Annotated in this window: 18 protein-coding genes and 1 pseudogene; 9 read left to right on the top strand and 10 right to left on the bottom strand. The window is 64.4% G+C overall.

Annotated features, from left to right (window positions below):
- Positions 1 to 27 precede the first annotated feature (27 nt).
- Positions 28 to 1011: a helix-turn-helix transcriptional regulator gene (locus N4261_RS00490; RefSeq protein ID WP_261758250.1), complete on the bottom strand. Its 984-nt coding sequence runs from the start codon at positions 1009 to 1011 to the stop codon at positions 28 to 30.
- A 191-nt stretch (positions 1012 to 1202) separates the two neighbouring features.
- On the opposite strand from N4261_RS00490, the gene N4261_RS00485 reads away from it, so the two are divergent.
- On the top strand, positions 1203 to 2339 hold the full coding sequence (locus N4261_RS00485) for a hypothetical protein (protein ID WP_261758249.1): 1137 nt from the start codon (positions 1203 to 1205) through the stop codon (positions 2337 to 2339).
- Positions 2340 to 2561: 222 nt separating this feature from the next.
- On the opposite strand, the gene N4261_RS00480 is transcribed toward N4261_RS00485, so the two are convergent.
- The 8 genes from N4261_RS00480 to N4261_RS00445 all read right to left on the bottom strand — a co-directional run bounded on the left by N4261_RS00480 (position 2562) and on the right by N4261_RS00445 (position 8088).
- Complete coding sequence (locus N4261_RS00480) at positions 2562 to 2780, bottom strand: hypothetical protein (protein WP_261758248.1); 219 nt, start codon at positions 2778 to 2780, stop codon at positions 2562 to 2564.
- 14 nt (positions 2781 to 2794) lie between these two features.
- The gene (locus tag N4261_RS00475) at positions 2795 to 3124 is read right to left on the bottom strand and encodes a hypothetical protein (protein WP_261758247.1); all 330 of its coding nucleotides are present in this window, start codon (positions 3122 to 3124) and stop codon (positions 2795 to 2797) included.
- Positions 3125 to 3296: 172 nt separating this feature from the next.
- Positions 3297 to 3923: an AbrB/MazE/SpoVT family DNA-binding domain-containing protein gene (locus N4261_RS00470; protein WP_261758246.1), complete on the bottom strand. Its 627-nt coding sequence runs from the start codon at positions 3921 to 3923 to the stop codon at positions 3297 to 3299.
- A 275-nt stretch (positions 3924 to 4198) separates the two neighbouring features.
- On the bottom strand, positions 4199 to 4717 hold the full coding sequence (locus tag N4261_RS00465; RefSeq protein ID WP_261758245.1) for a GNAT family N-acetyltransferase: 519 nt from the start codon (positions 4715 to 4717) through the stop codon (positions 4199 to 4201).
- Between the two features lie 126 nt (positions 4718 to 4843).
- Positions 4844 to 5527, bottom strand: a complete 684-nt coding sequence (locus tag N4261_RS00460; RefSeq protein WP_261758244.1) for a 3'-5' exonuclease — start codon at positions 5525 to 5527, stop codon at positions 4844 to 4846.
- A 156-nt stretch (positions 5528 to 5683) separates the two neighbouring features.
- Entirely contained in the window at positions 5684 to 6004 is a 321-nt protein-coding gene (locus tag N4261_RS00455; RefSeq protein WP_261758243.1) for a nucleotide pyrophosphohydrolase, read from the bottom strand.
- Positions 6005 to 6343: 339 nt separating this feature from the next.
- On the bottom strand, positions 6344 to 6979 hold the full coding sequence (gene queE / locus N4261_RS00450; protein ID WP_261758242.1) for a 7-carboxy-7-deazaguanine synthase: 636 nt from the start codon (positions 6977 to 6979) through the stop codon (positions 6344 to 6346).
- Complete coding sequence (locus N4261_RS00445; RefSeq protein WP_261758241.1) at positions 6976 to 8088, bottom strand: 6-carboxytetrahydropterin synthase; 1113 nt, start codon at positions 8086 to 8088, stop codon at positions 6976 to 6978. The genes queE and N4261_RS00445 overlap by 4 nt, the downstream gene beginning before the upstream one ends.
- 475 nt (positions 8089 to 8563) lie before the next feature.
- Between N4261_RS00445 and N4261_RS00440 the strand changes: the two are divergent.
- Together N4261_RS00440 and N4261_RS00435 are read left to right on the top strand one after the other, a co-directional pair.
- Positions 8564 to 8872, top strand: a pseudogene (locus N4261_RS00440) (type II toxin-antitoxin system RelE/ParE family toxin); the annotation flags it as partial.
- A complete protein-coding gene (locus N4261_RS00435) occupies positions 8853 to 9185 on the top strand; it encodes a helix-turn-helix domain-containing protein (RefSeq protein ID WP_261758240.1) in 333 nt (110 codons plus the stop codon). The pseudogene N4261_RS00440 and the gene N4261_RS00435, both read left to right, overlap by 20 nt.
- A gap of 125 nt (positions 9186 to 9310) precedes the next feature.
- Here N4261_RS00435 and N4261_RS00430 read toward each other — a convergent pair whose 3' ends face one another.
- Complete coding sequence (locus tag N4261_RS00430) at positions 9311 to 10351, bottom strand: S1/P1 nuclease (protein WP_261758239.1); 1041 nt, start codon at positions 10349 to 10351, stop codon at positions 9311 to 9313.
- Positions 10352 to 10681: 330 nt separating this feature from the next.
- Here N4261_RS00430 and N4261_RS00425 point away from each other — a divergent pair, with 330 nt between their 5' ends.
- From N4261_RS00425 to N4261_RS00400, 6 genes are all read left to right on the top strand, one after another.
- Complete coding sequence (locus N4261_RS00425) at positions 10682 to 10900, top strand: TOBE domain-containing protein (RefSeq protein ID WP_261758238.1); 219 nt, start codon at positions 10682 to 10684, stop codon at positions 10898 to 10900.
- Positions 10901 to 10916: 16 nt separating this feature from the next.
- On the top strand, positions 10917 to 11561 hold the full coding sequence (locus N4261_RS00420) for an RBBP9/YdeN family alpha/beta hydrolase (protein WP_261758237.1): 645 nt from the start codon (positions 10917 to 10919) through the stop codon (positions 11559 to 11561).
- Between the two features lie 74 nt (positions 11562 to 11635).
- Positions 11636 to 12283 (top strand): peroxiredoxin, encoded by a 648-nt coding sequence (locus tag N4261_RS00415; protein WP_261758236.1) that lies wholly within the window; start codon positions 11636 to 11638, stop codon positions 12281 to 12283.
- 244 nt (positions 12284 to 12527) lie between these two features.
- The gene (locus N4261_RS00410) at positions 12528 to 13715 is read left to right on the top strand and encodes a major royal jelly family protein (protein WP_261758235.1); all 1188 of its coding nucleotides are present in this window, start codon (positions 12528 to 12530) and stop codon (positions 13713 to 13715) included.
- Positions 13716 to 13899: 184 nt separating this feature from the next.
- A complete protein-coding gene (locus tag N4261_RS00405) occupies positions 13900 to 14346 on the top strand; it encodes an SRPBCC family protein (RefSeq protein ID WP_261758233.1) in 447 nt (148 codons plus the stop codon).
- A 912-nt stretch (positions 14347 to 15258) separates the two neighbouring features.
- Positions 15259 to 17406 (top strand): protein-disulfide reductase DsbD family protein, encoded by a 2148-nt coding sequence (locus N4261_RS00400; protein ID WP_261758232.1) that lies wholly within the window; start codon positions 15259 to 15261, stop codon positions 17404 to 17406.
- Positions 17407 to 17452: the final 46 nt, after the last annotated feature.

Genomic DNA, 17452 nt, shown 5'->3' with positions numbered 1-17452 from the left:
GAGGCCTGCGGCTCCCCTGCCTTCCGCTCAAGGCGATAAGCCTGCCACGGCCGCTTTCAGGCGCTGCGCATAGGCTTCCCTGAGTGAGGTGGGGGCCACCACCTCCACCTGTCCGGCATGGCGAAGCAAGTCCATCAGCAGTTCGGTGGCATCGACAAAGGGCAGTTCCAGCTGCCATCGCCCTTCCGGCAGCCATTCGCTGCGCTGTGCCGGATGCCATTCCTCGCTGGCCACCCAGGGCGCGGCGCTCTCGCTGAAGATCAGCGTCGCCCACTGCGGATCCCCCCCGGCGAAGATCCCATAGCCCTGGTCCAGTTCGCCTTCCAACTGCTTGAGCGGCAGGCTCAGCGCCTCGGAATCCTCCAGCACGGTCGCGTCTTCCATTGCATCCAGCGCAAAGCGACGCAGCCCGTTGCTCGCATGGCACCACGCGTCCAGGTACCAGGTGTTGCGATAGTGCACCAAGCGCTGGGGCGACACCACCCGCTCACTGACCGAGCCGCCGCCCTGCCCCCGTTTGCGATAGCGCAGCTGCAATCGCTGCCGTTTCACCACCGCACTGCCCACGGTCTCGAAATGCTCGGACGCCACTCGCCGCCGCGCGGTGGAGATCAGCTTGATGCGGCGCGTCATCTCCTGGGCCTGTGTCTCATCCCCACCGAGCAGGCCGATCAGCTTGTCCAACATCGGCTGTAGATGCCGATTGAGCAGGCCGTTCTCGTCCAGGCTCGCCATCAGCTGATGCATCGTCAACAGCGCATGCAGCTCCTTTTCGCTGAACCAGACACCCGGCAATTCATGCGTCTGTCCTCGCCACTGCTGGCCGAAGCGATAGCCGTTCTCCGCCGCGTCGTATTCGATCGGCGCATCCATCCGCTCCCGCAGGTACTGGAGATCCCGCTTGAGCGTGGCAGGCGACACCTCGAGCGCTTCTCGCAGGGCAGCAAAGCTGACGCACACACGGCTGCGAATCAGCATCTCGATCTTGTAGAAGCGTTCGGTACGGTCCATGGGGAAAGACTTTCCTGACGTTGAGCATCGGCGAACTGCTCACACCCTCGAGCCCTCGCACCCACTGCTGACAAATTCTGACGATTGACCTGAAGCGATCTTTTAATGGCTCATTCTATGAGCCACCTGGCGCAGAGACTGGGCTCCAACCTGAACCACCGCCCGAATCACCTGTCTTCAAGGAGAGTCTCATGGTTGCCGTGATCCATCGCACTGCCGACGACATCAATGTCCAGCAACTCGCCCTGCCCATGGCGACGGACACCACGGCCGACCTCGAGGCCCTCAGCCCGGCCCGGGACCCATTGAGCGCCCTGATCTCGGACGAAGCGTCCACCGCCACCTCCAGCCATGAGCACGTCGGCTTCGAACTCGGCTGGGACTATGCCCATCACGGCCAGACCCCACCCGTGGAGCAGCTCTTCCGTCAATCGCCGCTGCAGCAAGGCTGGCAGTTGGGACGCGCCACCTTCAGCAGCCGCACGCTCAAGTCGCATCGACATACCCAGCTGTGGCTGTCCCTGCGCCTGCATGCCTGGCTGCGCGGCCGGCATTTCGAGACCCTGCTCGTCACCCCCAACTACCTGCAGCAGTTGGACACCACCCACTGCCCGATCAGCCGACTCCCGCTGACCGAAGAAGCCCAGCATCCCCAACAAGCTTCGATCGACCGGCTGCGTGACGATGCTGGCTACGCCGCCGGCAACCTCGCCTTGATGAGCCGCGCCGCCAACCAGGCCAAGGCAGACCGCACCTGGCAACAGGCCTGGGCGATGGCGCAGAGCCTGCGTCAAGGTCCGATGGTGCAGGCCGGCGGACTTGGGGCGGAGGCCTGGGAGCGCATGGCCCTGCTGATGAGCTATGTCACCGAACTGCCCCATGAACTCGCCGCGCAGTTGCCGATGCTGGTGCTGCCCTCCAACCGGCTGCGCTTGTTCAATCCGATCCAGGCGTTGCAGGCGCTGGTCACCCGTCAGTTGGCAACCCCCGGCTGGAGCCAGCGCCTGACGCGGCTCGAGGCCTTGCTGGATACGCAGCAACGCACTGATTTCTCGCGCTTTGTGCTGGCCCTGGTGCCGCGCGTGCTGCGCAGCCAGTCGCTGACCGATCCAATGGCCATCCGCTGGGCGCTGGAAGATGCCTGGCGTGATCCGCTGCTGCAAAAGCGCTGGACCCGCTTCGCCCTGCAGCTCACGCCACAACAAGCCGAACAACTGGTTCAACGCGCCGCAAGCAAGCGACTGAGCAATGTGCGCGTGCAACAGCACGGCGCAGCAGCCACCGACGGTTGGGCGCTGGATCGACAAGGCTTCCGCGCCGCTGCTTGACGCTGAGCCCATCAGCGGCTGCCTGATGCAACCCGCGCTTCTGAGGTAGACAGCCTGCGGAACGGTCGACGTATCGACCGATCGACCGATCGACCGATCGACCTATCAACAATTGGCGGCTGAGCAGCCGCACCCACAGCTCAGCCGTCTGGATGACCGCGCCGGGGGCGCTGCAGCGTCAGGTCTTGCCCCATCGCGGATTGCGCCACCGATGCGCTCAGATCAGCTCGGCAATCCGGGGGTGCTTTTCTCCAGCTGACCGCCTTGGTCCTGCAAGGCCACGTGATAGCCCCGCTCGGTGAACCATCGAGCCCAGTGTTGGGCCAAGGTCTTCTCCGGCAACCAGGGGCCGGTGCGGTCGACGTGGACGCGATTGCCGCGGCGTTCATAGAACACCACGCGCCACATGTTGGTTGGAATGCGATCTTGAAAGCTGGCCATAGCGAGCCGTCAATCTAGCAAAGCACGACCTCTCGCTGGGAGGGGGACAACGCTTGGATCCATGCGGAAAGATCGCTGATCGCGCAGAGTTGCCGAGCCGCAGGATGGCGGCGCCGTGCGGCCCACGCACGCAAGGCCTCGCGATCGCTGAGCAAGCGCTGCGCCCCACCTTGAAGCGCCAGGTCGACCAGCGCAGCGAGCGCCTCCGGCAAGCCGCCAAAGCGCCCACCAGACGTTTTCGCAGGCGCTACGGGCTTGAGCTTCACCACGTCCGCATACGGCAGGAAGTCGGCCAGCAGCTCTTGCTGATCCGCGGGCGTCAAACCCAAGTCGGGGTAGGCCATCGCGCGCATCAAGAGCGTCACGCTCTCGGCGCTCACCAGCGGGCGGATGATTCCCGCCTGCCACGCTCGTCGCAAGCGCTGCGCCTGCAAGTCCGACGCTAGCAATCCGCGCAACAACCACGCAGGGTCCACGACCACACGTTCCGCGCTGTCAAGCCGCTGTTTCATTCGATCAGCGCGCTCGTCGCTTGGTGGCGGCACTTGCCTTGGGCTGCTGCATCGACGTCGACATCGCGACGTCCGACGCCCCCGCCGACACCACCGAATCATCGATGGATGCCGCTGCCGTCTTCGACACCTTGCGATCCTTGGTCCTGGCGGCCTTCGGCGCCGGCGGAACGGCCGGTTTCGCGGCCAGTTTCGCGGCCTTCGACCCGCGCTTCGTCCCCGCCGCCTTGACGCCCCCTCTGCCCGCCTTCACAGGCGCGGTTGCCATCTCGCTGGCTGCGGCGACCTTCGACGTCCTCTTGACCGCGGCAGTCGATGCAGCCGCTGACGCCACGGTGCTTCCCAGCGCCCCGCTCGCCACCGTCGCTTTGCCAGACCGCTTGGCCGCCGTGGCACGGACGCGCCGATCGCCGGCCTGCTGGGCCCAGTTCAAGGCGTCGTCCAACAGACCCTCATCGAGCTCAAGTTCAGCGAGCTTGGCCCGAACCGCATCACCGCGCTGGATGCGCACCGGGGTCAGCACCACCTGGCCGGCTTGCAGTTTCACTTCGAAGTACTGCACCGGGCCGAGTTGATCGGTCACGCTCTTCGGAAGCGTCAATTGATTCTTGGAGGTGAGCTTGGCCAGCACGATGAGTGAGTCAGGGGCCACAGCGCCTCATCCGATCGACCGTGCCGCCACACCAAAGCGTTGCGACAGCTGCCGGCTCGTTGAGCACCCGGGCACCTGGATCCGTGAAACAAGGAATCCTTGTCAGCGCGACAAGGCGAAAAGAAGGCCGCCCGAAAGCGGCCGTCGCGGCAGATTCTTGGTGCGGTCGTGGTGAATTCGATCGGTTCACCGCATCCGCATACGAAGCAACCTCTGGCCCATCACGCGACCGCGCAATGAGCCGTCACCCGCGATCAAACCAGCGAACGCTGCAGGCGCAGTTGCTCAAGCGCCTTGCCTTCGACATCCACCGCCTTGACGGTGTCGTTTTCGGCGCGGAAGCCTGCGATCTCGAAGAAGCGCAGGGCGCGCTTGTTGTTCTTGTAGGTCCACAGCGTGACCCGGGTGCAACCCTCTTCATGAAGGCCTTCCTGAGCCGCCTCGACCAGCGCCTGGCCGACGCCCTTGTCCCAGTGGGACGGCGACGCGTACATGGCCCAGATCTCGCCCGTGGTCGACGGTGTGCCGCGATCACGGGAACGGTCGAAACCGACGAAGCCCATCACTTCGTTGTCCAGATGGGCCACAAGCACTTGCGGCTCGCACATGTTGATGGCTTCGCGCCAGTACGCTTGCCGCTGAGCAATCGACAGCCCGTTGAGGGCGGTGTCGGGCCAGAATTCCTTGTAAGCGTCTTGCGCCGCGGCAACCTGGATCTGGGCAATGGCCTTGGCATCACGCAACGTGGCCGGGCGAACCTGAATACTCGACATACCTGAGAACAAACGCAAAACGGGAAAGGGCAAGATTGTCCCAGCCAATGCGGCCGATCGGACATCTTGACAGCAATTGATTTGCTGACCTGATTTCGCGGCAACGCCGGAGATCAGGTCAGCCGATCAGACGAGTGATTCCTGCAGATGACGACGCATATCTCGGGCGTAGCCCGTCGCCGCCTTCTGCCACAAGGGTTTGGCCACCGCCTGCAGACGCAGCAGCAGTTCATGTTCGACGCTCAGTTCCGCCAACGGATCGGCCAGTTCAAGGCCGATGTCGCGTTGCATGCGCTGGACCAGTTGAGCGGTTGTCAGCGCATCGGCGAGCGCACGGTGGGCCCGACCATTGTCGGGCAGTTGGTGATATCGCGCCAGTGTGCCGAGTTTGCAATTGGGGGATTCAGGGTAAAGACGACGGGCCAACTTGACCGTACATGCGAATTCCGGCGCGAAACGGCTGTGACGCGTCATCGTCCCGTCGCCCTCCTCCACCCGTGCCAGCTCGGCGATCCAGAAGCCGCGATCGAAGGCCGCGTTGTGCGCCACAAAGCCGCAGCCGGCGGTGAACTCGGCCACTTCGCGCATGACGCGCGCCGCATCTGGTGCGTCCTCCAGCATCTCGTTGCTGATGCCGGTCAGCCGCTCGATCATCGGCGGCACCCAGGCGCCGCTGCGCATCAGGCTCTGATACTGCCCGACGATCTGACCGTCACGCAGCAGCACAGCAGCGATTTCCGTCGCCCGGCCGCCGCCCTGTGGCGAGTGCCCGGTGGTTTCGAAGTCGATGACGGCGATGGTGCGTTTCATGCGGAGCGAGGCGGCTTGAGGCGACTGGAAGCGACTGGAGACTGAGCGAAAGAGAGCCGGGTCATCCGCCATCCGGTCAGCCCTCACCCAGGAACGGAGGTTCAGCTTGTCCGACAGGCGTCGATGGCAATCGACGATGACGTGAATCTGTCCGATTCAGCTGGCGGCGCGGGTCTCCGGGTACTTCTGGGCGTTCATCAGCAACTTGCGTTCCACAGCCGCCGCCACATCCACACCGCTTCGGTCGGCGATCTGCATCAGGTACATCAGCACGTCTGCGATCTCTTCGCCCAGGTGTTGCTGCGTCGGTGCGTCCAGCGCCTGGGATTGTTCGGGGGTCTGCCACTGGAAGATTTCGACCAGCTCGGCGGCCTCCACGACCAGCGCCATGGCCAGATTCTTCGGCGTGAGGAAGGGCTCCCAGTCGCGGGCTTGAGCGAAATCCCGCAGGCGGCGTTGCAGATCGGCGATGTCCATGGGTCCGCAGTGTGCAGTTGCGAGCGGCTCGGCTCAAGCGCCGTGTGCACACCGGCCGTGTGGCAACAACGTCTTCAGGAAATTTCCCCGCTCTCTTTTCAACATAGGTTTTAAAGATATCTCTTTAGTTGTCTTAGTAGAGGGAGCCACTTTCTGTGGACAACCTCAAAAAACCGTTGAAAAACAGCGCTTTAGATCACCTCAAACACTGTGCGCGAAGGCCTTGTTTGCACTTGCATGACATGACAACAAGCTGGCGGAAACCCAATCCGCTGTGGACAACCACCCGGTTGTGAAAAACTTGTCCACAGCCTTGTTGGCTTTACAGCGGGATCGCTTTCAGTCTATGCCGACCACCTTGTGCATCTGGATCGACAAGCGCCACTGCGGATGGGCCATGCAATAGGCGACGGCGGCCTTGGTGTTCTGCTTCTGCAGGACCGAATCCATCGGCTGCAGGAAGAAGTTGTCGAAGGCCAGACCTGCGAATCGTTCGGGTGGAGCCAAGGGCTGCGGATAGACCAGCTTGAGCTCATGCCCACGGGTCAGCACCAGTTCTGCATCCGCCTTGGGGCTGACGCAGATCCAGTCCAGTCCTTCCGGCGCGGGCTGGGTGCCGTTGGTCTCCACCGCCACCTCGAAACCACGCGCATGCAGGGCCTCGATCAACGGCGCATCCAGTTGCAGCAGCGGCTCACCGCCGGTGCAGACCACGTAAGGCCTGCCCGGCTGCCCTGACGGCCATTTCGCGGCGATGGCGTCGGCCAGCGCCAGGGCGGTCGGGAACTTGCCGCCGCCCTGGCCATCGGTGCCGACGAAATCGGTATCGCAGAAATTGCAGACGGCCGCGCCGCGGTCCTGCTCCCGACCGCTCCAGAGGTTGCAGCCGGCGAATCGACAGAACACGGCCGCGCGGCCGGCCTGAGCGCCTTCGCCTTGCAGCGTGTAGAACATTTCCTTGACGGCGTAGCTCATACCGGGATCAGCTCCTCGAAGGGCCCTTGGCTGACGATCACCCCGCTGCCGCGGGTCTCGTACAGGTCCACCCGCTCCAGCGGCTTGAGCTGCGTCTGCGCTTCGCGAAGCACCCAGGCGGCCAGGCTGGCCGTGTCGGCGTCTTCCAGGCCGGGCAGTTCGTGCAGCGGGTGGTGGTCGAGCGACTTGAAGATCGGATCGAACAGCCGCTTCACATCGCCGAAGTCCATCGCCCAGCCGTAGACCTCGTCCAGCAGCGCGCTCAGATGCAGCCGAAGGGTGAAGGTATGGCCATGGATGCCGGCCAGCGGGTGCCCGTTCGGTGCCCGTTTGAGCTTCACCGCACTGTCGAGGGTGAACTCCTTCCAGATCCGATAGCGCTCGCCGTCGAAATTGGCGCCGCTGGATCCGGTCTCGTAGACCGTCACCCAGCTCAGCTCCGGCAGCTGCGGTTTGATCCGTTCCCATAACCAGGACGAGATCACCTCGCTGGTGGGATTGGACAGTCCCTCGATCTCATTGAGGCATTGGTAGTTCAGCTGCGCGTGATAAGGCGCCCAGATCGCGTCCAGATGGTCGTAGTCGATGCTCAGGTCACGCTCGCCCAGGTCCTGGTTGGCATGCAGGATGAGTTCAAACCCATGTCCATGCATCCGGCCGCACTTGTGCCCCATGGGCACGTTGGGCAGCTGATGGGCGGCCTGGAAGCGGTATCGGCGCCAGACGTGGGCTTGACCGTTCGCATCCAGGTCGACCCCGGCGTTGGCGGTGCTGTGGATGCCGACCTGGGTGATCCCCGGCACACCAAACTCGTTCTCCAGCCGCTGCCGGATCCAGCGCGCGATGTTTTCATCGGTCGGCTGAGCAATGTGCGCGTTCAGCAGGGCGTGGTCCAACGGGGCAATACAGCGCTCCAGACACTCCCGAAGGGCATGCACCTCGGAGCCGGGGAACGGCGACCACCCGTCCGGCAGCTGTGCGCGAACCGTGGCCAGATAACTGTGGCCATGCAGGCCGCGACTTCGGTGCCCGACCGGCAGCGCATCGATCTGGCAAGCCGATTCGAACGCCGCCGAGGCGGTGAACAAATGAGAGGGGGAAGAAGACATCCCGAGAGTGTGACATGTCCGCTTTTTCTTATTCCTTGTCTTAAATATCTCCTTGGTCGTATTAATAGGTGTTTGGCCACTTCTGTGGAAAAGCCCCGAAACGCCTTTGCTTTCAATCACTTGCGTGCCGTCAAACCATGTGGGTGGACAGGCTTGGATCGCGGGACTCGCAGACAACAACTTTCAGAACACGCGCCGTGCTGTGGACAAGCAGGCGGTTGTCCCGGATCCGTCCACAGGGTTGTGAAACCAACTTCTGGTTACCGCGCTGCCCTCCACTGATGGCACTCGGGACCGGGAGGATCGACTCAGTCAGAGGCCGTAGCGACAGCCCAAGCGCTGTGGTGCGTCATGAACCCTATAGCACTGGGTGCTATAGTTCTGAGATCGATGGACGATGAAGCGCGTACTCAAGACACGAACTTTCGCCCGCTGGGCGAAAGACCTGCTCGACGACTGTTAGCTTTGCGTTGCTGCAAGAGAGATTGAAGAGGGCCGCTTTGAGGCCGATCTAGGGGCCGGTCTCTGCAAGAAGCGGATTGCCGTTGCAGGGCGCGGCAAACGCGGCGGGACTCGGGCGTTGGTGGCCAAGAGGCATGCTGAAGCCATCATCTTTCTGGTCGGGCGCACCAAGAATGAGCCAGGCACCGATTTCACCAAGCCGGTCGTGGATGCCGCGAAGGCACTCGCACTGTGGTTCGAAGGTCAGACTCTGGTGCGCCTGGAAGGGCCGATGCGAATGGGCGAACTGATGGAGATCTGCCATGAGCAGCAACGATCCTGAAGAAGCACGCATGCTGAAGGAGCTGCTGGAGACGGCCAGCAGCCTCAACGGCTACGGTGTGCTGTGCAAGACCACGCTGTCCCAGGTCAAGGCCCTGTGTGAGCCTCCGCCGCCCTATTCACCGCAACAGGTCGTGGCCATCCGAACGCGAATTGCCCGGATGAGCCAATCGGTGTTTGCGGCGATGCTGAATGTCAGCGTGTCGACGGTGCAGAAGTGGGAGTCTCCCACTGCGGGGAAGCCGCCTCATGGGGCCGCTGTCCGGCTGCTGCAGATTCTCGAGTCCCGCGGGATCGAAGCCCTGATCGTCTAGGAAACCCCTTGGCGATGGGATCGCTCACGCCTTGGGCGCGATGTTCTGGCACACCGGCAATGAAAAAGCCCCGCGATTGCGGGGCTTTCCGGTCTTGATCGGCGCCATCATCCCATCGGCTGCCTTCAGCGCTTGTCCGGCCAGATGCTCTCCAGCAATTGCGCCAACCGTGCGCCGCCCTTGACCAACTGAAGACGGATCTGTTCGGTGCTGCGGGCGTCATAGCCGGCCGGCGGTGTCGCGAGCCAGCGCGGTCCGCGCAGGCTTTGCTGACGCGGACCGAACGTCATCCCGTCGAAGGATTCACGGGCTTGCAGCAGCGATTCGCTGGCCCAGTCCATCACCCAGCTGTCCGGGTTGCCGCCAGATGGGGGCAGCTTGCGCGCCAGGTCAGGCAGGGCCGCCAGTTGCTCGGCGCTCAACCGGTTGGGCAGACCGTCCCAGTAGCTGTGCAGATTGCCCCCGGGCGTGCCGTCCGGTCGTGGCAGGGTGATGGCATTGCCGCCGACCGTGTGGGTCTGGGCATCCGGCCCCTTTTCATCGGGATCGTAGGGCTTGCCATCCGCGTCCAGATAGAGCGAACCCACGTGCAGCGGTTGATGCATGTCACCCAGCGCATGAACGATCAGGGCGAGGGCTTCTCGTTCATTGAAGTCCATCGGTGCGGGGGCCTTCTGCCCCTTCAGCACCTGGATGGCGGCCAGCAGCGCCGGCACCAGGTCATGGTCGCTGGTCCCGATCGCACCAGCCACATACCGACCCCGCTGGATCGCCACATTGGCGTAGTGATACTGCTTGTGGCAGTTCTCATCACCGGGCTTCGGATGGCATTGCTCGTTGTTGCGCCTGACGTAGTCCCGCATCCGGGCTTCCTCGTCCGCGTTGTTCTCGAACACCGCGCATTCCGGAAAGCGGCCGGTGACGGCGTACTTGAAGTCATTGTTGACGTCGATGCCCTTCACGCAGTCGTCCCAGACCGCTATGTCGCGCAGCGACACCGTGCCCAGAATCCGTCGGACCTCCGTTTCGGCCCGATGACCTTTGATGAGCTGGGCCGCGATCTCGCCGACCGTGTTGTGACCCACTGCGCCGAAGCCGAAGGCCTGACCGCAGCAAGCAGCAAGAAGCGTGAGTGCGGCCGCGCCGCGGGCAAGAGAACTGAACATGGACCGGGTGCCCGAGCGGGCGGCTTGTCTGTCGATGGGCCTGACAGCACCAGGCCGCAGGGATGCCGGGAATTGTGCATGCGCGCACATGACAGCCATTGAGGGGCATTCCCGGGATCCTTGCGCTTTACGGCGGCTTTACCAACCGCTCAACGCGCAGCTCGCACAGGGCGGCCGCCAGAGCCATTCGCCCAACGATGGATCTCAGGACCACCTCCATGCCGCGGTGCGCCGCCTTATGCAGTCCTCGCATGAAGATGGTCACAAGGCTTCGTTCGGCGACGAAGCCGAGCTGCCTAAGCTGGGGGCCATCTACCAGGGAGGACTCCCATGAGCATCAGCGCGATCAATGTCCGCAACCAGTTCCGCGGCACCATCAAAGAGATCATCGAAGGCCCCGTGGTCTCCGAGGTCGACGTCCAGACCGCGGCCGGTCTGGTGGTGACCTCGGTGATCACCACCCGCTCGGTCAAGGAATTGAACCTGACGGTGGGCAAGGAAGTGGTCGCCCTGGTCAAGTCGACCGAGGTGTCCATCGCCACGCTCTGAGCCTGAGGAGAACGTCATGGCCCAAGCCCTGCATGCCGCACCGACCGCATCGACGGTTTCTCGCACCGCCCGTCCCGGCGGCGATGCACCCCGGCTGCTGATCATCCCGGGGCTGCATGACAGCGGGCCGGCCCACTGGCAGACCTGGCTCGAACAGCAGTACCGCGACGCTCACCGGGTGCGGCAACGCGATTTCAGCCATCCCGACCTCGACCGTTGGGCCGACCGCATCCAGGCGCGCCTGGACCATGCGGGCGAGGGCGAATGGATCGCCGTGGCCCACAGCTTCGGCTGCCTGGCATTGACCCACCATCTGCAACAGCATCCGGATTCCCCGGTGCGCGAGGTGTTGCTGGTGGCCCCCGCGGAACCGGAGAAGTTCGGCTTGTCCGAGCGCCTGCCGCATCAGCGACTGGGCCGACCCAGCAGCCTCATCGCCAGCCAGAACGACCCCTGGATGAGCGCCGCCAGCGCCCTGCGCTGGGCCACCCGCTGGGGCAGCAGCTACAGCAACCTGGGGCTGGTGGGCCACATCAACTCGGAATCCGGTTTCGGCCCCTTTCCGCTGGCCAAGCGATGGGTGGAGGCCGCCCGTGCCCGCGCGGCCCGGGCTCGCCGCCCGGAGCGCGCGAGCATCCTGGAATGGTCCTTTTCCATCTGAGCGACCCCGCTTGAGCTCGACCGACGCCACCGGCGTCACACCACCCTTCCCCCTTTCTCTCGATTGGAGATCTCATGGCCACGTTGCGTCTGGGCGACCTCGCGCCCGACTTTGAACAGGATTCCACCGAAGGTCGGATCCACTTCCACCAATGGCTGGGCGACAGCTGGGGCGTGCTCTTCTCGCACCCTGCGGACTTCACCCCGGTGTGCACCACGGAACTGGGCACCACGGCCAAGCTCAAGCAGGAGTTTGAGCGCCGCAATGTGAAGGTGATCGCACTGTCGGTGGATTCCCTGGCGTCGCATCACCGCTGGATCGCGGACATCAACGACACCCAAGGCACTGAAGTCAACTTTCCGATCCTGGCGGATGCCGATCGCAAGGTGGCCGAGCTCTACGACCTCATCCATCCCAATGCGAGCGCCACCGCCACGGTGAGGTCGGTCTTCGTCATCGATCCGGCCAAGAAGATCCGTCTGACGATCACCTATCCCGCCTCCACCGGCCGCAACTTCGACGAACTGCTGCGCGTCATCGATTCCCTGCAACTGACCGAATACCAGAGCGTGGCCACGCCGGCGAACTGGAAGGAAGGCGACGATGTGGTCATCGTGCCCTCCCTGCAAGACCCGGAGCTCCTGCGCAAGAAGTTCCCCAAGGGATGGGAAGCAGTGCGCCCCTACCTTCGCTACACCTCGCTGCCCAAGCGAGCGGAGTGATGGACTGATCCACGCAGGGCCTGGCTGAACAACCGCTCGGCCGGCCATCAGGCTGGAAGGCGACCACACTGCTGGGGCCTGAAGCCCGGCCGTGTTGTTGTCTGCGGAAGGATTTCATCGGCAAACCTGAGCGTGAGCATCTTCAAATTTCCTTTGAAAGATGTTCCGCCCCCAACGGCTTCATTGAAAACCAGACGCGCACCAGACTGCAGTTCATCTGTTCTCACTGCAAAGCGTGCCCATCATGTCGACTCGTTCCGCGGCCTCATCCCGCCACCCCGAAACCCCCGCCTTCGGCGCCTGCGCCCACACCGGAAGTCCCCAAGCGCATCCACGTGTCGCTTCCCGACTGACATCGCTTTCCGCGCTGCGTCGATTCGCACTCGCGACGGTGATCGCGATGGGCGGCGCCTCGTCCGCATTCGCCATCGAACCCGGTGCGCTGGAAGTCGTGGCCGAGTTGCCGATCCGCCCCGGCAACGTTGCCCCAGCGCCGAAGGGCCGTCTCTTCGCGACGGTGCATCCGCTGGGCGCGCCAACGGATGTGCAACTGATCGAGATCTCCGGTCGCGACAGCTACAAGCCCTGGCCCAGCGCGGCCCTGCAACGCGGTACCGGCACGGCCAACGACGATCAGATCGACACCCCGTTGGGCATCACCATCGACAGCCGCCAGCGCCTCTGGATCACCGACATGGGCCTGAACCTCGGCAAGACCCGCCTGTGGGCCTTCGACATCGCCAGCGGACGCACGGTGCATCGCATCGAACTGCCGGCGGAGGTGGCGCCCAAGGGGAGCTTCGTCCAGGATCTCGCCGTCGATGCCAATGAGGGTTGGGTTTACCTGGCCGATATTGCCAATCCCGGCCTGATCGCGGTCGAGATCGCCACCGGACAGGCCCGCCGCTTCGGCGGTCACCCGTCACTGCAGGCAGAGCCGGATGCCACCATGGTCATTGGTGGCAAGGCGATCCAGTTCCAGGGCGCGCCGGCCAAGGTGGCGGTGAATCCGATCACATTGTCGGCCGACCGCCGCACGGTTTTCTTCGGCGCGATGAATGGCAAGACTTGGTACTCGGTCCCGGCGCGTCTGCTGCGCACCGGCGTGAGCGACGAACAGACGGCAGCGGCCGTGCGACGCGTGGGCCCGAAGCCGGTGTCCGATGGCGCCACCACCAGCCGCACGGGCAGTCACTTCTTCACCAACCTCAACGAAAGCGGTATCGACCGCCTGGGAGCCGATGGCAAGCTCACGCCGGTTGTTCGCGACGCGCGTCTGGACTGGCCGGACAGCGTGCACTTCGGCGGCGACGCCTGGCTCTACATCTCGGTGAACCAGCTCTACAAGACGCCCGCCTTCACCGGCGGCGCTGACGAGGGACGGCCGCCCTACCGCGTGATGCGGGTCTGGACCGGACCCGCCACGAAGTGAGGGCGCGCGCGAGGGGCCGCTCAGGTCGGTGCCGGCCCCCGCACTTCCGGAAACCGCAAGGTCGTCAGGGTGTCTCCTGACGGACATGCCATGGGGATATGGTGGACCATGCCGCGTGCCGACCCATAGCGCCGGCATGGCCCGGCAGGACCGTTCGGTCCTGGGCCCCACCTCGGGAGTCACCATGACCCATACCGTTCGATTTCACCGGGTGCTCAAGGCACCGCCGGAGCGCGTCTATCGCGCGTTCACCACCGCGCAGGCGATGTGCAAATGGCTGCCGCCGCATGGGTTCACCGGTGAGATGCATCAGATGGAGGTGCGCGTGGGCGGCGAATGGCGGATGTCGTTCACCAACTTGTCGACGCAGGCGGTGCACTCGTTCGGTGGCCAGTACCTGGAGCTCGAATTCGGACGTTTCCTGCGCTACAGCAGCCGCTTCGACGATCCCAATCTCCGCGGAGAAATGATCACCACCGTCCAGCTGCGATCCGTTTTCTGCGGCACCGAGATGGAAGTCACCCAGGAAGGCATTCCCGAGTTGATCCCGCCCGAGGCCTGCCATCTGGGCTGGCAAGAGTCGCTGCTGCTGCTGACCCAACTGGTCGAGCCCGATATTCCGAACGGTTGATCCTGTTCGCGACCGATCGCACGTCGTCAGGAACTGTCAGGGTCTGCCCATTTTTTGACGAGCGGCGGCGCCCTCTCGACCCCTTGTCCCGTCGCGATGAAACGCATCTGACGCACGTTGCGGAGTTTCTGGGAGCGGTGCTCGTACTTGGTGGGTCGACGCGGTTCCCGGCGATAACCCCGTCAGGAGTTGTCAGCTTCCGCGCATTTTTCCGAAGCACCTGGCGTCGTTGAATGACGCTGGGTGCCGCCCGATCGTGGCCTCAAACCCCGTTTTCGCCACTGTCTTTGAGAGCTTCCGGATCCCCTCATTTCTGCGTCGATTCATTCGTCAGGAGCTGTCAGTGTCCGGGCATTTTTCCGGGCCGATTTCTCCGGAACCTGCGAGCCCGTCAGTGGCTCGGAGATGGCCTGCTGAAGCTCCGCGTGCCTTGCGTGTCCGAAGCCCATCGACGGCGTCAGTAGCTGTCAGGCTCTGCCCATTTTTTGACGGCGATTTTGGGCTCGAAAACCCGAATTTTGGGGACCATGCGGCGGTCTGGCCGGGCGCGCATCGACGTTGGAACCAGACGCCGCCCAATGGCAACAAGGAGAGGTCGATTTCCGCAGTCCAGTGAACCTGGATTCAAGGTTCTCCGAAAGTAAGGAAACAAGGAATGATGGCCCATCAAACCAACGCAGCCCTCACACGAATCGACGGTGCGATTCGCCTGAGGCATGCGATCCCGCGGACCGCGGCAGAACGCTTCATTGGGACCGCGGTCCGTACCCTTGCATGCGAGTCGCGGGCGGAAAGGGCGCAGCGGGCGACGAGGGGGAAGCAGACGAAGCGGACAAAGGGGGCGGCGAGCCAGCGCACCACACAGAAGCCGCCGGCTTGTGAGGGACATCCGCAGCCTCTAGCATCGCGGCCATGCGTTCTCTGATTCTTTTCAGCTCTCTGGCCTTGCAGGCCGCCCTGGCCTGGGCTCAGGTTCCCGCTGCCGCATCGCCGGCCGCGCCGGTCTCCGATCGTTCCAGGACCGACGAGGTCGAGGTCCGGCTGATCAGCGCGTCGTCGCGCGTGCAGCCCGGTCAGACCGTGCTGCTGGCGCTGGAGCAGCGCATCGCGCCGCATTGGCATACCTACTGGCGCAACCCGGGCGATTCCGGTCAGCCCACCAGCATCGAATGGACGCTGCCCGCTGGCGCGCAAGCCGGGCAGATCCTCTGGCCCGCACCGCGCCGTTTCGATGTCGGTCCCATCACCAACTACGGCTACGAAGACCAGGCGCTTCTACTGACGGAACTGAAACTCCCGCAAGACCTGCCCCTGGATCGACCGGTGACCTTGAAGGCCGACGCGACCTGGCTGGTCTGCCGCGAAGAGTGCATTCCCCAGCAGGCCACGCTGATGCTTCAATTGCCGGTGGCCGCTCAGTCGGCTGCGGGTGACCAGTCGGCGCGACTGAACGAGGCACGGGCCCGGTTGCCGAAGCCGGCACCGTTCCAGGTGCAAAGCCGCCTGGATGGCACCGAGCTGCAACTGACCTGGCCTGCTCAGACTTCCGAGCGCGGCAAGGCGACCACCGAAGCCCTCTTCATGCCCCAGGACTGGGGCCGCATCCAGCATGCCGCCAAGGCGGTGCTGGATCGACAGGGCGATGAATGGCGCCTCCGCATGCCGGTGGGCGAGCAACCGGCCAAGGTGGGGGACACGCTGGAGGGCCTGTTGCTGGTGGACGGACAAGCCTGGCAGGTGAGCAGTCCGCTGGGCGGCAGTGCCGCACCCAAGGCCGACGGGGCGACCGGTGCGAATGCGGGCGTCGTCGCCGATCCGGCGCTCGGCGGTGCGGACAACCTGAGCCTGTGGACCGCCCTTCTGCTTGCGCTCGCCGGCGGTCTGGTGCTCAACCTGATGCCCTGTGTGTTCCCGGTGCTGGCCATCAAGGCCTTGGGTTTCCTGCATGGCCATGCCGGTGAACATCGCCGTCAAGGTCTGGCGTACACCGCGGGGGTGCTGGTGGCGTTCGCGGCCCTGGCGGGTGTGCTGATCGCGGTGCGCAGTGCGGGCGGCAGCGTCGGTTGGGGCTTCCAGTTCCATTCCCCGCTGTTTGTGATGCTGCTGGCCTGGCTCATGTTCCTGATGGGGCTGTCGCTGGCGGGTGCGCTTCAGATCGGCGCCGGATTGGCCGGGGTCGGGCAAGGGCTGGCCAGCCGACCGGGTCTGACGGGCAGTTTCTTCACCGGCGTGCTGGCCACGGTCGTCGCCACGCCGTGCACCGCGCCGTTCATGGGCGCGGCCATGGCCTACGCACTGGCCCAGCCCCCGCTGCCCTTGCTGGCGGTGTTCCTGGCCCTGGGTCTGGGCCTGGCGCTGCCTTATCTGGCCTTGGCGTGGTGGCCCTCGCTGCAGCGCATGATGCCGCGGCCTGGCGCCTGGATGGACGTACTGAAGCAGGGCCTGGCCTTCCCCATGTTCGGCGCGGCAATCTGGCTGGTCTGGGTGCTGGCGCAGCAAGCGGGCCCGCAAGGCGTGTTGCTGGCGCTGGTGGGCATGGGTCTGATGGCGCTGGCCGCGTGGCTGCGCACCATCAGCCGCTTTGCCGGTCCGCGTGGGCGCTGGACAGGCGCACTCACCGCCGCAGCCTCGGTCGCCGCCGCGCTTGCCTTGTTGCCGCTGCTCAGCTCGGAGTCGACCGATTCCGTCGGTGCCCAGGCCAAGGCCGGCGCGGACTACGAACCGTATTCCCCGGAACGCCTCACCGAGTTGCGGGCGCAGGGCAAGCCGGTGTTCGTCAACCTCACTGCGTCCTGGTGCATCACCTGCCTGGTCAATGAAAAGGTCGCGTTGTCGACGCCCGAGGTGCGACAGGCCTTTCAGAACACCGGCGTGACCTATCTGAAGGGCGACTGGACGCGCCAGGATCCGCGCATCACCGAGCTGCTTTCACGCCATGGACGCAGCGGCGTGCCGCTGTATCTGTACTACCCGGCGGGAACTGGCGACAACGCGCAAGTCCTGCCGCAGATCCTCACGCCCGGCATCGTCACCTCGGCGCTGCAGGGCAACGCCACCTGAGCCAGGGACCCACGTGGTCGCTTGATGCTCGGGTCCACTCATCGTC

Origin of the sequence: Roseateles amylovorans (assembly GCF_025398155.2) — a bacterium.
Lineage (GTDB): Bacteria > Pseudomonadota > Gammaproteobacteria > Burkholderiales > Burkholderiaceae_C > Roseateles > Roseateles amylovorans.
This window is presented reverse-complemented; position numbering and strand designations above follow the sequence as displayed.

What these genes read in the sequence shown, in the direction of transcription:
- N4261_RS00420 (WP_261758237.1), top strand. Translation starts at nt 10,917, where the DNA reads ATGGCCCAAGCCCTGCATGCCGCACCGACCGCATCGACGGTTTCTCGC.
- N4261_RS00405 (WP_261758233.1), top strand. Translation starts at nt 13,900, where the DNA reads ATGACCCATACCGTTCGATTTCACCGGGTGCTCAAGGCACCGCCGGAG.
- N4261_RS00430 (WP_261758239.1), bottom strand. Translation starts at nt 10,351, where the DNA reads ATGTTCAGTTCTCTTGCCCGCGGCGCGGCCGCACTCACGCTTCTTGCT.
- N4261_RS00465 (WP_261758245.1), bottom strand. Translation starts at nt 4,717, where the DNA reads ATGTCGAGTATTCAGGTTCGCCCGGCCACGTTGCGTGATGCCAAGGCC.
- N4261_RS00485 (WP_261758249.1), top strand. Translation starts at nt 1,203, where the DNA reads ATGGTTGCCGTGATCCATCGCACTGCCGACGACATCAATGTCCAGCAA.
- N4261_RS00475 (WP_261758247.1), bottom strand. Translation starts at nt 3,124, where the DNA reads ATGGCCTACCCCGACTTGGGTTTGACGCCCGCGGATCAGCAAGAGCTG.
- N4261_RS00435 (WP_261758240.1), top strand. Translation starts at nt 8,853, where the DNA reads ATGAGCAGCAACGATCCTGAAGAAGCACGCATGCTGAAGGAGCTGCTG.
- N4261_RS00480 (WP_261758248.1), bottom strand. Translation starts at nt 2,780, where the DNA reads ATGGCCAGCTTTCAAGATCGCATTCCAACCAACATGTGGCGCGTGGTG.
- N4261_RS00400 (WP_261758232.1), top strand. Translation starts at nt 15,259, where the DNA reads ATGCGTTCTCTGATTCTTTTCAGCTCTCTGGCCTTGCAGGCCGCCCTG.
- N4261_RS00455 (WP_261758243.1), bottom strand. Translation starts at nt 6,004, where the DNA reads ATGGACATCGCCGATCTGCAACGCCGCCTGCGGGATTTCGCTCAAGCC.
- N4261_RS00460 (WP_261758244.1), bottom strand. Translation starts at nt 5,527, where the DNA reads ATGAAACGCACCATCGCCGTCATCGACTTCGAAACCACCGGGCACTCG.
- N4261_RS00490 (WP_261758250.1), bottom strand. Translation starts at nt 1,011, where the DNA reads ATGGACCGTACCGAACGCTTCTACAAGATCGAGATGCTGATTCGCAGC.
- N4261_RS00410 (WP_261758235.1), top strand. Translation starts at nt 12,528, where the DNA reads ATGTCGACTCGTTCCGCGGCCTCATCCCGCCACCCCGAAACCCCCGCC.
- N4261_RS00445 (WP_261758241.1), bottom strand. Translation starts at nt 8,088, where the DNA reads ATGTCTTCTTCCCCCTCTCATTTGTTCACCGCCTCGGCGGCGTTCGAA.
- N4261_RS00425 (WP_261758238.1), top strand. Translation starts at nt 10,682, where the DNA reads ATGAGCATCAGCGCGATCAATGTCCGCAACCAGTTCCGCGGCACCATC.
- queE (WP_261758242.1), bottom strand. Translation starts at nt 6,979, where the DNA reads ATGAGCTACGCCGTCAAGGAAATGTTCTACACGCTGCAAGGCGAAGGC.
- N4261_RS00415 (WP_261758236.1), top strand. Translation starts at nt 11,636, where the DNA reads ATGGCCACGTTGCGTCTGGGCGACCTCGCGCCCGACTTTGAACAGGAT.